Consider the following 13647-nt stretch of genomic DNA (forward strand, 5'->3'; position numbering starts at 1 on the left):
CGCCACCGATCCCGACAAGAGCCAGGTTCCAGCAACGCTCACGGAACAAATTCCGATCGTGACGCCGGTGCGCACGCGCATGGTCGAATTCGGCAGGGCGGGAACCGGGGACTCGCGTGGGCCGAATGGCTGCACGCCGGATTGCGGTGAGACCGTGACCTTCCCATGGACCATTCGCATCAACGGCGAGACGGCGCATTCGATGAACGCCAACCGGATTTCCCTGCTCATTCCCAAGGCCGGGGAAGTGGAGCATTGGACCTACAAGAACGGCGGCGGCGGCTGGGATCATCCCATTCACCTGCATTTCGAGGAAGGCATCACCATGCTGCGGAATGGCCAGGCTCCGCCACCGACCGAGAACCTGCAGCGGAAGGACGTCTGGCGGCTTGGAGAAAGCGGCAGCGTGACGTTCCAGATCCAGTTCGGCGAGTTTGGTGGGTCCTACGTGAACCATTGCCACAACACCGTGCATGAAGACTTCGCGATGCTGGCGCGCATTCAGTTGCTGACTGGCGTTGCGGGGACGCCGCAGGCAGCGGTGACGCCAACGCCCAATCCGACCGAGTATGGCGTCTTCTTCACCACGCCGGAAATATTGCCTGAAGGTGCGCCAAAGGGGTGGACGAATACCCAGCCGCAGATGCAGGCCCAGCTGAACACCAATCCCCAACCATGACGGCTGCGCTGATTGCGCAGCCTTTCTCTGTTCGGGGTGTGGGTTTCCGGAGGTGTATTTATGAGACGTAGGCCCGTGGCCGTCCTGGCTATCGCTGCCATTCTGTCAGTTCTATGTGGCGGGGCTGCTTCCGCCGCTTCGCGTTGGGGAAAAGACTACTTTCCCAACGTCGAAGTCATCACCCAAACCGGCGACAGGGTGCATTTCTACGATGACCTGATTAAGGGCAAGATTGTCCTGATCAGTTTCATTTTCACCAGTTGTACCGATCTGTGCCCGCTGACGACGGCACGCATTACCCAGGTCGTTGACCGGATCCAGGACCAAATCGGCAAGAAGATCTTTGTGGTATCGATCACTGTCGATCCCGAAAACGACACACCTGAAAAGTTGAAGGCGTTCGCCGATGCCTTCTATAAGGGACCGGGCTGGACGTTCATCACCGGCAAGCCTGAGGACATACGCGCCATCAACGCAAAGCTTGGGAACAAAAGCAACGTTGCAACTGATCACCGCAACGAAATCGTGCTTGGCAACGACACCACCGGAGAGTGGGCAAGGAATTCGCCTTTCGCCGACATCGAGAGCGTGGAACTAGCGATCCGCGATATGGATCCGGCATGGCGCGAGGGGCATTACGCTCCCGCGCTATCGTTGGCTCCAGCCACAAATCAACAACAAGCCGGCCTGACGCTGGATCGCGAGCCGGGACAGGTTCTGTTCAAGAAGATCTGCGCACCGTGCCACACGGTAGGGGTCGGCGACCGTATCGGCCCGGATCTTCTCGATGTTACGGTCAGCCGCGATCCGGCATGGCTGAAGCGGATGATCATGAATCCTGTCCGGCTGAGGGCGGAGAAGGATCCAACGCTGGCCGAGCTCGACGCGAAGTTTAACGGTGTGCGCATGCCGAACCTTGGTATGTCGGAGGCGGATACCGCCGATCTCATATCATACCTGGCGACGAAATCGGCCGAAATAGCGGAGCTGCGCGCCCAACCCGAAGCGACGCATGTTCACCAACCTGACGATGCATCAGAACATCACGATCATGCTGGAATGATGCCTTCCAATCCTTAAAGGTGGCACGCGCCTTTTCCGTTTACCCGGCATGCGCGTTGAATGGGAAGCTCAACGCGTTCGGAAGATCCAAGGACGACTGCAGGTCACGCTCGTTGATGGACTTGCGGCGACCGACAGATCCATCCTGCATCAGATGCCGCGCGGCGATCATGCGGGCGGTCAAGGCCCGTTCAATCGGCTGGCTATTGGATCACGCATTCTAAGAAGCATGGCTTGCCGGTCCGAACTTGGTATCGCTCGACCATTGACAGCGCCTCCAGAAAGAACAAATAAGGAACAGTCTAAGGGAACGGAGACCAATGCCGGAGATCCATCCATTCAAGCGACTCCGTGCCTGGACGTTGCTCGCTGCTCGCGATCAGGGCCAGCTCATATCAATTACATGCGACTACTGTCGGGTGACGCATCGGTATTTCGCAACAGATCTCATCGAGCTTTGCGGCAACGTTACCCTCGACAAAGTCCTGCGACGGTTCAGATGTGAGAGATGCGGCAAGAAGAACTACCTGAACATGACCTTGCATGTTCCTCACGGAAGCGAGTTCGGGGACCTGCCAATTCGGCGGCTGCGTGAGGTCCGCACCACGAGGCTTCCGGTCTGGTGCGACGATCTCCTGCGTTAGCGCGACCGTGATGTCTTGACTGACCGATCTTTTATCGGGTTGTCCCAAAAACGAACGCAACCGCAGCGACGACGGCCATCGCAGTGATTGGTCTCTCGCGGATCGTGTTCTCGATGTCCTCGAGAACCCTGCGGGTTCTCACCCTGACGACGTCGACGGATCCCGCCGCTGCCCCGGATAGGGAATCCTTCACCGTTACGGCGTCGTGGCGCAACGTGCGGAATTTGTTTTGCACGATCTCCCGCTTGTCATGAGCCTCGGACCGGTCGACTCCCACGTCGTAAGGATCCGGTGCCGTGCTGACACGCGCGGCGCTTTCAACGTCGGTCCGGCCGGCCGGGATCGCCGTATGAGTGACGGAGACCGGATCAGACGCCGGGAAAGTGGATTCCAAACCAGCCTCGAGTTCTCCCTTGCGCGCGCGGCGGCGTTGCTGAGCCTGCTCATTGCGCATCGATTGTACTGCCGGGGATTTACCTGGATCGTCAGCCATGTCGTTGTCTCCTTGCATTGCGTGGAAACTTAAGCTCCCAGATGAAAAGAAGTTCCGGCGGAAAGACAATTCGTTAGAAAATCAGGCTGTTGAGGGTTACAGTCTGGAGGGTAGAAGGCCGCCTGGTCGGAGTGTTGTCCGTCGGTCAGCAGGGCCCCAGGGCCGACCTGGATCCGTGCGTCACCCGCCACGCAGGGAAAGGCGGCCTGAGACACGCGGCAGCGAGCGCCTGAGAGCCGCTTGGCGAACGACATGGCGTGGCGAGCCTTTGACATATATCGGAGCCGGTGGTGTTGCCAGCGTCGCTGCGACCTTTTGCTGAGGCCTTGTTCGTCCCGGCAGCGTCAGGGAACCATCCGAGGGAATATTGAGTTAACAGCATTCACGATACCGGGAGCGCAGCATGTTTGTCTCATCGCCCGTACCAATTCGCCGGGTCGCCATCTCCTTTCACGACACCGATAACCGACAGATCGCCACAACGGTCTCCGAAATGACGGAATTGCTGCTCTCGAGCCGATGGCCGAAGAAGCCCAACGACACGCTTTGGCGAGACGCGCTGATGACATGCCTCCGCTCTCAGCAGGATGAAAAGAAGGCGAAACGTGCCCGCAAGGCTTTCGTCAAGGCAGCGCGCGGGGCAAGGATCACCGTCATCCCGAAACACTGAAGACCGGGGCGACCTTTAGCGCGGACGCTCGACGCGGTACCCGCTTGATTCTGCAGTCATGGCGATGACTTGAGCGCTCCCGCGATTGCTTTTGCCACACGCTTCTTGCACCTGCAGACGGAATTCCTATCTGTGATGCGACCGCATTGCGGAGATGTGACATGGATAGTCAAACAAGCCACCCGACGATCGAAATCGTTCCTCCCCGACGTACGCGTCGCCGTTGTCCGGATTTTGTCCTGTGCTTGTGTTGCAATCGCCCGCATGCGCCATCCGAGATGGACGAAGACGGTTGCGGTATCTGTGATGAGTGTCTTGGCGTCAGCGACATGTCCTCGGCCCTCTCAGCATTCGAAGACACGTTCGAACAATTTCCCGATGGCTACATGGAGGGCGTTTTTGAGGGACGCCGCTGGAGTGCGACCGTACGCCGATCCTTGGACGGACGACGCACGTGGATGCTGGCCGAGGAGCTTGGCGGGAACGAGATCGTCAGCTTCAACTGGTATCGACTTTCCGAAGGACGTGGCGTTTTGAAACCCTGCGAGATGTCGGCGTCGAAGGTGATCGATTTTGTTCTCGGGTTTCGGATCGATCCGAACTGCGTTGAAGGCCAAAGCGCGCTTGCGCGGGTCGCTTGGCCGTCCGCCACTGGTTGAGACGGTGGCAGAAACCGGCCTGCCAATCCTGAACATCGAAAAACGCCGTTGCACACGAAAACAAGGGTGGCGGGGAAGCGATCCATCGATTGGCGAAATAATCCTGCCTGAGCGGCAATCCGGTCGGCTGGATCGTCTGTTGGCGCGGCACGCGGACCTATTTCCATTCAAAAAATCTGTCTGACGATAAAGGCCGACGTTGCGCGAGCACCTGAGCCCGCTCGGTTTCCTGCTGGTAGGCCACGGCATCCTCATCGCTGTTCAGCCCGACGAAATGCATCTTCGTCGATTCCGTCCTTGGTGCGCCCTTCTGGCGATAGACGAGATGCACCGCGCAGGTCGGATACTGCCAGCCACCGGTCAGAAATTCGGCCAACTGCCCGGCATTCTGCTGTTGCACCTGCCCGGAAAAGGCCAGGAACTGGCCGAGGCCGAAGAACCCGCTGAACAGCCCGTAAGCGTTTTGGGGTTGCATCTGCACGGCGCGACCGGTCGTGAAATCGCGCCGATAGCACAGGCCCTCCGTCTGCCCCTTCGCCTTTTTTTCCGTGTAGGTGACGAGGTTCCTCTGGGCGAGAAGTTCCATCGTCAACGCGAAGGTCTGATAGCGCCCCGCATCCTCGTGCAACCGGTCGATCCTGTCCTTCAGGTCAACGACGTAGTCCCGGTAAAATGCGGCTGTCATTCTCAACGCTCCGATTGTGATCAACGCGCTAGCTATCAGATAATCCGGCATCGCCAAACAGGGATGGAGATGAGGCAGGACGCCGCCGTCCTCAGATGTGCAGGGCGTGCCCCAGCGCCTTCAATGCCGCTTCCTGAAATGCTTCGCTGCGCGTCGGATGCGCATGGATCGTGCCTGCGATATCCTCCAGCCGTGCTCCCATCTCGATTGCGAGCGCAAAGCTTGCCGAGAGTTCGGAAACGCCGGCACCGACAGCCTGAACGCCAAGGACAAGACCGGTATTGGCTCGCGCGACCACACGCACGAAGCCGTCTTCTGCCAGCATCGTCATTGCGCGGCCATTTGCGCTGAACGGAAATTGTCCGACGCGGATGGCAAATCCCTGTGCGCGTGCCTCATCCGGTGACAGGCCGGCGGTGACGATTTCCGGATCCGTGAAGCAGATGGCGGGAATGCAACGTTTGTCCCACGCACGCTTTCGCCCGGCGACGATTTCGGCGACCATTTCGCCCTGCGCCATTGCGCGGTGCGCAAGCATCGGTTCTCCGGTGACATCACCAATTGCATAGACGCCACGCATCGAGGTGCGACAACGATCATCGATGCGCAGATAAGTGCCGCTCCGATCGAGGTCGAGTTCATCGATACCCGATCCCGCTGTCCTCGGTCGACGACCTGCTGTGACGAGCACACGATCAACCGGGAGGCGTTCGCTCCCGCCGTCCGACGTTTCGATCGACAGCGCATCGCCATCGAGACCCGTGGCCTTCGCACTCGTCAACAGCCGGATACCGAGCTCACCAAGCCGCCGTGCAATCGGCCGCACCAGGTCTGCATCATACTGCGGCAGGATCTGCGGCGTGGCTTCGACGACGGTAACCGCCGATCCCAGCTTGGCAAAGGCCGTGCCTAGTTCGAGGCCGATATAACCGCCTCCCACGACCACCAGGTTCTTCGGCAGCTCGCGAAGGGAAAGGGCCTCCGTCGAGGAAATGATCCTGCCACCGAAAGGCAGAGCTGCGAGCTCGACAGGCTCGGATCCCGTGGCAATGACCACCGTCTCGGCACGGATCACCTGGAGGCCGATCTCTGTCTCGACCTCGACCGTCTTGCCATCGCGGAAGGCGGCCCGACCATGAACGATCTTGACCCGTGCCTTTTGCAACAACGCGGTCACGCCGGCGTTCAGGCGGCCGACAATGCCGTCCTTCCAGCTCATGGTCCTTGCGAGATCGATCGACGCCGCTTCGACGCGAATGCCCATCGCGTTCCTGCCTTCAAGCATGTGTGCCGTCGCCGAAAACTCCTCGGCGGCGTGGATCAGGGCCTTCGAAGGGATACAGCCGACGTTGAGGCAAGTACCCCCGGGCTTGTCTGCCTCGACGATGACAGTATCGACGCCGAGCTGTCCGGCGCGAATGGCGCAGACATAACCTCCGGGGCCAGCACCGATGACAAGGAGTTTGCAGGTGATCTCTTTCATGGACCTAGCCTTCGATGAAGATGAGTGCCGGGGTTTCGAGCAGGAGCCGAACGCGCTGGACAAAGGTGGCTGCATCCCAGCCGTCGATGATCCGGTGATCAAAACTGGAGGAGAGATTCATCATCTTGCGCGGCACGAACTGGGTGCCATCCCAATGCGGACGGATGGCGATCTTGTTGACACCGACGATCGCCACCTCTGGATGATTGATCACGGGCGTTGACACGATACCGCCGAGCGCACCGAGGGAGCTGATCGTAATGGTCGAGCCGAAGAGTTCGTCGCGGGTGGCCGTGCCCGTGCGTGCGGCCTCGGCGAGCCTGCCCATTTCAATCGCGCAGTCAAAGATGCTGCGAGCCTCTGCGTGCTTTACGACCGGGACAACTAGTCCGGCTGGGGTCTGGGCGGCGATGCCGATGTGGACGGCGCCATGCCGGGTCAGGATGCCCTTGTCGTCATCGAAGGTTGCGTTGACGCTCGGTTGCTCGGCGACGGCCTTAACAATCGCCCGCATCAGGAACGGCAGGACGGTTAGCTTAGGGTGCTCCGGCTTGCGGTCGCGGTTCATGGTGTTGCGCAATTCCTCGAGCGCCGTCATGTCGACTTCCTCGACATAGGTGATGTGGGGAATGCGCGACGTCGACAGCGTCATCTTTTCGGCGATGCGGCGTCTGAGCCCGGTGAGCTTGACCTCCTCGGTCAACGTCTTCCTTGCCATCGCAGGCGCCTGCGGCGCGGTCTCGCCACGGGCAAGAAACTGCTCGACATCCTCGTGCAGGATCCGGCCTGCGGGGCCGGTCCCCTTGACCAGGCGAAGGTCCACGCCGCTATCGCGCGCGACGCGTCTGACGGAAGGCGATGCGATCGGTTTCTCGATATCCGAATTGTTCAGCCGGGCCCCGTCTCTCAAGGTCTTGTCGACTTCAGTTTTGTCGGACTGGGCCTGGTCTTTCTGCACCTGCTCGGGCCGCCCCCCGTCAACGCGTGCCTGATCAGCGCGTGCGGGAGAAGCACGCTTCGCCTCGACGCCACCATCCATTGGCTGCCCCGGGCTGACGGGAGCAACATCGGGAGCCTGCGCCTCGACCGGCCTTGCTGTCCCGTCGTCGGTCTCGATGCGGACGAGGGGGGCCTTGACGGCGATCTTGTCGCCGACCTCGGCGCCGAGCCAGACGACCGTTCCCGTGACAGGTGACGGGATTTCCACCGTCGCCTTGTCGGTCATGACTGCCGCGATCACCATGTCCTCGCGGACCGGGTCGCCCGCCTTCACATGCCATTCGACAAGCTCTGCCTCGGCGACACCTTCACCGACGTCAGGCATCTTGATGATGAACTCGCCCATTCCTCAGGCCTCCATGACTTCGGCAAGGGCTCGCCCGACGCGACCGGGGCCCGGGAAGTAGTCCCATTCCTGTGCATGCGGGTAGGGCGTGTCCCAGCCCGCCACGCGCACGACGGGGGCTTCCAGGTGATAGAAACAATGCTCCTGCACGAGAGAGGCGATTTCACCGCCGAATCCTGATGTCAGCGTGGCCTCATGCACGACCACGCAGCGCCCCGTCTTGTTGACCGATCGCACGATCGTCTCGAGGTCGAGCGGCAGCAGGCTGCGCAGGTCGATGACTTCAGCATTGATGCCTGTATCCTCGGCAGCGGCGAGCGCGACATGCACCATTGTGCCGTAAGCGATGACCGTCACAGCCGACCCCTCGCGGCGCACAGCCGCCTTGCCGATCGGAATTGCGTAGTGGCCCTCTGGCACTTCGCCGAGCTCATGCTTCGACCAGGGCGTCACGGGACGCTCATGATGGCCATCGAAGGGGCCGTTGTAGAGCCGCTTCGGTTCGAGGAACATGACAGGATCCGGATCCTCGATCGAGGCAATGAGAAGCCCTTTTGCATCATAGGGGTTTGACGGCACGACCACCTTCAGCCCGCAGACGTGGGTGAACAGCGCTTCCGGGCTCTGGCTGTGCGTCTGCCCACCGAAGATGCCGCCACCCGTTGGCATGCGAAGCACGATCGGACAGGTGAAATCACCATTCGAGCGATACCGGATGCGGGCTGCTTCCTGGGTAATCTGGTCGTAGGCCGGGTACATGTAATCGGCGAACTGGATCTCTACGCAGGGTTTCAGTCCATAGGCTGCCATGCCGATCGCCGTACCGACGATACCGGACTCGCTGATTGGCGCATCGAAGCAGCGTGTCTTGCCGTATTTTGCCTGAAGGCCTTGCGTGCATCGGAAGACGCCGCCGAAATAACCAACGTCCTCGCCAAACACGACGACATCATCATCGCGCGACATCGAAACATCCATGGCGCTGCGCACCGCTTCAATCATCGTCATCCTGGCCATGTCAGAAACCTGCCTTCTGCCGCTGCCGACGAATGTGTGGCGGCATCTCCGCATAGACGCCCTCGAAGATATCACGCACGGACGGCCTGCCTCCGGCATGGAGGGTGCCATGCTGCTCGGCCTGCTTCTGCGCCTCGATGACCTCGTCCATGATTTCGGCTTCCATCTGGACATGGCGCTCTTCCGACCAAGCGCCCGTGACAATCAGGTGCTTTTTCAGACGCAGCACGGGGTCGCCGAGTGGCCAGGCCTCGGATTCCGTTTTTGGCCGATAGGCGCTTGGATCGTCGGAAGTCGAGTGAGCGCCTACACGATAGGTTACGTATTCGATCAAGGTCGGCCCGAGATTGCGCCTGGCGCGTTCCGCGGCCCAGCAGGCGACGGCATAGACGGCGAGATAATCGTTGCCGTCGACCCGCAATGCCGGAATGCCGAAGCCGAGCCCACGCGCCGCAAACGTCCCGGACCCTCCGCGCGCAATCCCCTGAAACGTCGAGATGGCCCACTGGTTGTTGACGATGTTGAGGATAACGGGCGCCTTGTAGGTCGAGGCGAAGACGAGGGCGGAATGAAAATCGGATTCGGCTGTCGAGCCGTCGCCGATCCATGCGGCGGCGATCCTGGTGTCATTCTTGATCGCCGATGCCATGGCCCAGCCGACGGCCTGGACATATTGCGTGGCAAGGTTGCCCGAGATGGTGAAGAAGCCATGCTCCTTCGACGAATACATGATCGGTAATTGGCGGCCCCGCAGCGGGTCGCTCTCGTTCGAGAAGATCTGGTTCATCATCTCGACCATGGGGTAGTCGTCAGCGATCAGGAGGCCGGCCTGGCGATAGGTCGGAAAATTCATGTCGCCCTTGCGCAGCGCCTTGCGGAAGGCACAACTGACGGCCTCCTCACCAAGATGCTGCATGTAGAAGGACGTCTTTCCCTGTCGCTGCGCCATCAGCATCCTGGCATCGAAGGCGCGCAGCTTCATCATGTTGCGAAGGCCGGTCAGCAAATCCTCATTTGACAACAGGCCGGCCCAGGGGCCGACGGCCTCTCCATCACGGTTCAGGACACGAATGATGGAATAGGCAAGGTCGCGAATATCCTCTGAGGCAACGTCAACGGCGGGGCGCGGCACTGCGCCAGCCTTTGCAATCTTCACATTGGAAAAATCCGGTTGTCCGCCCGGCCGGACGGCGGGTTCGGGCACATGCAAGCTCAGTTGAGCGGTATCCGTCATCGTCAATTTCCCTCCCGTTTGCGATGGCTGCTCCTCCCTTTACGCGGGGCATCGCACGATCATGTCTTACAGGTTGCGCGCGATCACCATTCGCTGCACGTCGCTGGTTCCTTCGTAAATCTGGCAGATGCGGACATCCCGATAGATCCGCTCCACCGGATAATCGGCCATGTAGCCATAGCCGCCATGGACCTGGATCGCGGCCGAGCAGACCCGCTCTGCCATTTCGGATGCAAAAAGCTTGGCCATCGACGCCTCCGACAGGCAGGGCAGACCGCTGTCGCGCAGCGCCGCTGCGTGGAAGACGAGCTGGCGGGCAGCTTCGATCTCGGTCGCCATGTCGGCAAGACGAAAGGCGACCGCCTGGTGTTCGATGATCGGTTTGCCGAACGACGTTCGCTCGCGCGCATAATCCCTGGCTGCCTCGAAGGCTGCGCAGGCCATGCCAACGGCCTGGGCACCAATGCCGATGCGCCCACCCTCGAGGTTCGCCAACGCGATTCTGTATCCCTCACCCTCGTCACCCAGCCTCAGGTCGGCGGGGATGCGCATGTCATTGAAGGCAATCTGGCAGGTGTCCGTCGAATGCAGCCCCAGTTTTTCCTCGACCCGGACAACCTCATATCCTTGTGTGTCGGTCGGGACGATGAAGGCGGTGATGCCCTTCTTTCCGGCGGAAGCGTCGGTGACGGCAAAGACGATGATCATCTGGCCATTCTTGCCGGAGGTGATGAACTGCTTGGCGCCATCGAGGATGTAATCATTGCCATCACGACGCGCCCTTGTGCGGAGATTGGACGCGTCTGAGCCGGCCTGCGGTTCCGTCAGCGCAAAACCCCCGATCCATTCGCCACTCGCAAGCTTCGGAAGAAAGCGCTGTTTCTGCTCCTCGGTGCCGAATTTCAGGATCGGTACACAGGCAACGGAGCTGTGCACGCTCATGATGGTGGAGCAGGGCCCGTCGCCTGCGGCGATTTCCTCAAGCGCCGCCGCATAGGCAAGGGTGCCGGTTTCCGATCCGCCGTAATTCTCTGGTACCAGCATGCCGAGGAGGCCAAGTCCGCCCATCTCTGCAAGCTCTTCGCGAGGAAACCTGTGCTCGCGATCGCGGTCGGCTGCACCCGGAGCAAGCCGCTCGCGGGCAAAGTCTCTGGCGAGATCACGGATTTGCTGCTGCAATTCGTTCAGGATCATCGTGCCTTTCCTCCCGCCTTTCTAGGCGCGCTCGATCGCAACCGCGGTCGCCTCGCCACCCCCGATGCACAGAGCGGCCATCCCGCGCTTTCGATCATAGCGCTCAAGCGCGGCAAGCAGGGTGACGAGGATACGCGCACCGGACGCTCCGATCGGATGACCAAGCGCGCAGGCTCCGCCGTGTACATTCACCTTTTCGTCAGGCAGGTTCAGGTCACGCATGGCGGCCATGGCGACAACGGCGAATGCTTCATTGATCTCGAACAGGTCGACTGTATCGAGCGGCCAGCCGGTTCGGTCCGACAGCTTCTGCAACGCTCCGATTGGAGCGGTTGCAAAAAGCGCTGGTGTCTGGGAGTGAGTAGCGTGGCCGCTGATCGTCGCACGCGGCTGCAGGTTTCGGCGCTCGGCCTCGGAGCGGCGCATCAACACGAGAGCGGCCGCACCATCGGAAATCGAGCTCGAATTTGCCGCCGTTACCGTTCCGCCATCGCGGAAGGCAGGCTTCAGCAAGGGTATCTTGTCGATCTTCGCCTTGCCCGGCTGTTCATCCTGGTCGACCGACGTTTCACCCTTCCCCGAGGAGACGGTCACCGGTGCGATTTCCGCGGCAAAGCTGCCGTCGTCGATGGCCCGCTGCGCGCGGGTCAGGGACATCACGGCATACCGATCCTGCGCCTCGCGCGTGAACTGGTAGGCTTCTGCGCAGTCCTCTGCGAAGGTTCCCATGAGACGTCCCTTGTCGTAGGCATCCTCCAGCCCGTCGAGGAACATATGGTCGGTCACGCGGCCATGGCCGAGCCTGTAGCCGCCGCGGGCACGATCGAGAAGATAGGGCGCGTTGGTCATGCTCTCCATGCCGCCCGCGACGCCGATGGCAGCACTTCCGGCCGCCAGGAGATCATGGGTGAGCATGACGGCCTTCATGCCGGATCCGCACATCTTGTTGATGGTGCTTGCGCCGGTGGAAAATGGCAGACCAGCCGCAATTGCGGCTTGTCTCGCCGGTGCCTGGCCCTGGCCGGCCGGCAAAACGCAGCCGAAGATGACTTCGTCGACCGCCTCCGGCGCGAGGCTGGCGCGTTGGAGGGCGGCCCCGATCGCGGCAGCTCCGAGCTTTGGTGCCGTTGCCTCCTTCAGCGCTCCCTGGAAACCGCCAATCGGCGTTCGGGCTGCTGCGACAATCACAATCGGATCCTCTAGAGCCATCCTTCTTCCTCCCTTTTGTCAATGGGTCAGCGCGCGCTCATGCGCAAGGCGCCGTCGAGGCGAATGACCTCGCCGTTGAGCATCCTGTTCTCGAGGATATGGCGCACGAGCGCCGCAAATTCAGCTGGCCGGCCAAGACGCTGGGGGAAGGGCACACTCTTGCCGAGCGCTTCTTGCACCTCTTGGGGCATGCCGGCCATCATCGGGGTCTCAAAGATCCCCGGCGCGATGGAGACAACACGAATGCCGTGTCGGGCAAGTTCACGCGCAACGGGCAGCGTCATGGAGGCGATGCCGCCCTTGGAGGCAGCGTATGCGGCCTGACCAACCTGACCATCGAAAGCCGCAATCGAGGCGGTATTGACGATGACGCCGCGCTCCCCTTCCTCGTCCGGCTGCTGAAGCTGAAGCGCCAGAGCCGCAAGGCGGGTCATGTTGAAGGTGCCGACGAGGTTGATCGAGACGGTACGCACAAAGCTCTCGAGATCATGCGGTCCGTCACGGCCGATGATCTTCTCGGCCGGTGCGACGCCGGCGCAATTGACAAGCCCGTGCAGGCTGCCAAACACGTCGGTCGCGGTGGCAATGACAGCTGAAGCATCATCGGCGCGCGTGACATCGGCTTTGACGAAGCGTGCATCCGACCCGAACTCCGAGGCGATGGCCTCGCCGGCTGCCTGGTTGAGGTCGGCGATGACAACGCGCGCTCCGGTTTCGATCAGCAACCGGGCAGTGGCTGCGCCAAGACCGGAGCTGCCGCCGCTGACGATGAATGTTCCTCCACGGATCTGCATGACTGTCCTCCCATGCGTCGCTGGTCTTTTTTCGATCGCCCAACCCGCTCCCCTGGGCGGCAATCGACTGCAGCTATGCCTGCAGGCTGTCGCCATTTTCGCGATTGCTGCTTGCAACAGCAGACTGCCAAAAAAAGCTCCGGCATGCCAAGGAAAGTGACGCAACTTTCCTGCGTTTTTCATGGCTGCGGAGCTGGAAAGCGAAGGTTTTTCCGGGCTTCGGCGAAAGTACGTTGCGGCGTGCCGGAAAAGGCATCAAAACCGCCGACAATGGGGCATTTGCCGCCGTGCCGGATGATTGTCTATCGCCGTGAAGCACAGGACCTGGCCGGCGGCATTACGCGGCTTTGATGAAATGTGCAGCCATTTTTCAAGAGTTCCGACAGCTTTCACACTGATGTGTTTGAGCAGCGCCATATGGTTGGAGTTCTGGCGATCCTCCCAAAGTTTAGCGTTGCAGCAAAACCGGGAGGACGGTA

General features: G+C 60.9%; 14 protein-coding genes. 5 read left to right on the plus strand and 9 right to left on the minus strand.

Annotated elements, in window-relative coordinates; all coding sequences use genetic code 11:
- From FHT76_RS32990 to FHT76_RS33000, 3 genes are all read left to right on the plus strand, one after another.
- On the plus strand, positions 1 to 679 hold a 679-nt coding region (locus FHT76_RS32990; RefSeq protein ID WP_259130730.1), incomplete at its 5' end, for a multicopper oxidase domain-containing protein.
- 60 nt (positions 680 to 739) lie between these two features.
- Positions 740 to 1759 (plus strand): SCO family protein, encoded by a 1020-nt coding sequence (locus FHT76_RS32995; protein WP_183756496.1) that lies wholly within the window; start codon positions 740 to 742, stop codon positions 1757 to 1759.
- A 302-nt stretch (positions 1760 to 2061) separates the two neighbouring features.
- Positions 2062 to 2385 carry a hypothetical protein gene (locus FHT76_RS33000; protein WP_259186246.1) on the plus strand — a complete coding sequence of 108 codons (324 nt, stop codon included), beginning with the start codon at positions 2062 to 2064 and terminating at the stop codon, positions 2383 to 2385.
- 31 nt (positions 2386 to 2416) lie between these two features.
- Here the strand turns inward: FHT76_RS33000 and FHT76_RS33005 are convergent, their stop codons facing one another.
- The gene (locus FHT76_RS33005; RefSeq protein ID WP_183756494.1) at positions 2417 to 2878 is read right to left on the minus strand and encodes a hypothetical protein; all 462 of its coding nucleotides are present in this window, start codon (positions 2876 to 2878) and stop codon (positions 2417 to 2419) included.
- A gap of 403 nt (positions 2879 to 3281) precedes the next feature.
- Here FHT76_RS33005 and FHT76_RS33010 point away from each other — a divergent pair, with 403 nt between their 5' ends.
- Both FHT76_RS33010 and FHT76_RS33015 read left to right on the plus strand, forming a co-directional pair.
- A complete protein-coding gene (locus FHT76_RS33010) occupies positions 3282 to 3548 on the plus strand; it encodes a DUF982 domain-containing protein (RefSeq protein WP_259130727.1) in 267 nt (88 codons plus the stop codon).
- Between the two features lie 161 nt (positions 3549 to 3709).
- Positions 3710 to 4207, plus strand: a complete 498-nt coding sequence (locus FHT76_RS33015) for a hypothetical protein (protein ID WP_183864495.1) — start codon at positions 3710 to 3712, stop codon at positions 4205 to 4207.
- Positions 4208 to 4364: 157 nt separating this feature from the next.
- Here FHT76_RS33015 and FHT76_RS33020 read toward each other — a convergent pair whose 3' ends face one another.
- The 8 genes from FHT76_RS33020 to FHT76_RS33055 all read right to left on the minus strand — a co-directional run bounded on the left by FHT76_RS33020 (position 4365) and on the right by FHT76_RS33055 (position 13168).
- Positions 4365 to 4892: a hypothetical protein gene (locus FHT76_RS33020; RefSeq protein ID WP_259186248.1), complete on the minus strand. Its 528-nt coding sequence runs from the start codon at positions 4890 to 4892 to the stop codon at positions 4365 to 4367.
- Between the two features lie 91 nt (positions 4893 to 4983).
- Positions 4984 to 6375, minus strand: coding sequence for a dihydrolipoyl dehydrogenase (lpdA, locus tag FHT76_RS33025; protein ID WP_259130723.1), 1392 nt, complete (start codon positions 6373 to 6375; stop codon positions 4984 to 4986).
- Between the two features lie 4 nt (positions 6376 to 6379).
- Positions 6380 to 7720: a dihydrolipoamide acetyltransferase family protein gene (locus FHT76_RS33030; RefSeq protein ID WP_259130721.1), complete on the minus strand. Its 1341-nt coding sequence runs from the start codon at positions 7718 to 7720 to the stop codon at positions 6380 to 6382.
- 3 nt (positions 7721 to 7723) lie between these two features.
- Positions 7724 to 8737 (minus strand): alpha-ketoacid dehydrogenase subunit beta, encoded by a 1014-nt coding sequence (locus tag FHT76_RS33035; RefSeq protein ID WP_183756488.1) that lies wholly within the window; start codon positions 8735 to 8737, stop codon positions 7724 to 7726.
- 1 nt (position 8738) lies between these two features.
- Positions 8739 to 9971: a 3-methyl-2-oxobutanoate dehydrogenase (2-methylpropanoyl-transferring) subunit alpha gene (locus FHT76_RS33040; RefSeq protein WP_183864499.1), complete on the minus strand. Its 1233-nt coding sequence runs from the start codon at positions 9969 to 9971 to the stop codon at positions 8739 to 8741.
- Positions 9972 to 10037: 66 nt separating this feature from the next.
- On the minus strand, positions 10038 to 11165 hold the full coding sequence (locus FHT76_RS33045) for an acyl-CoA dehydrogenase family protein (RefSeq protein ID WP_183756486.1): 1128 nt from the start codon (positions 11163 to 11165) through the stop codon (positions 10038 to 10040).
- A gap of 21 nt (positions 11166 to 11186) precedes the next feature.
- Positions 11187 to 12374 carry an acetyl-CoA C-acyltransferase gene (locus FHT76_RS33050; protein WP_259130716.1) on the minus strand — a complete coding sequence of 396 codons (1188 nt, stop codon included), beginning with the start codon at positions 12372 to 12374 and terminating at the stop codon, positions 11187 to 11189.
- Between the two features lie 26 nt (positions 12375 to 12400).
- The gene (locus tag FHT76_RS33055; protein ID WP_183864501.1) at positions 12401 to 13168 is read right to left on the minus strand and encodes a 3-hydroxyacyl-CoA dehydrogenase; all 768 of its coding nucleotides are present in this window, start codon (positions 13166 to 13168) and stop codon (positions 12401 to 12403) included.
- Between the last annotated feature and the right edge of the window lie 479 nt (positions 13169 to 13647).

The organism is Rhizobium sp. BK176, from assembly GCF_024808055.1.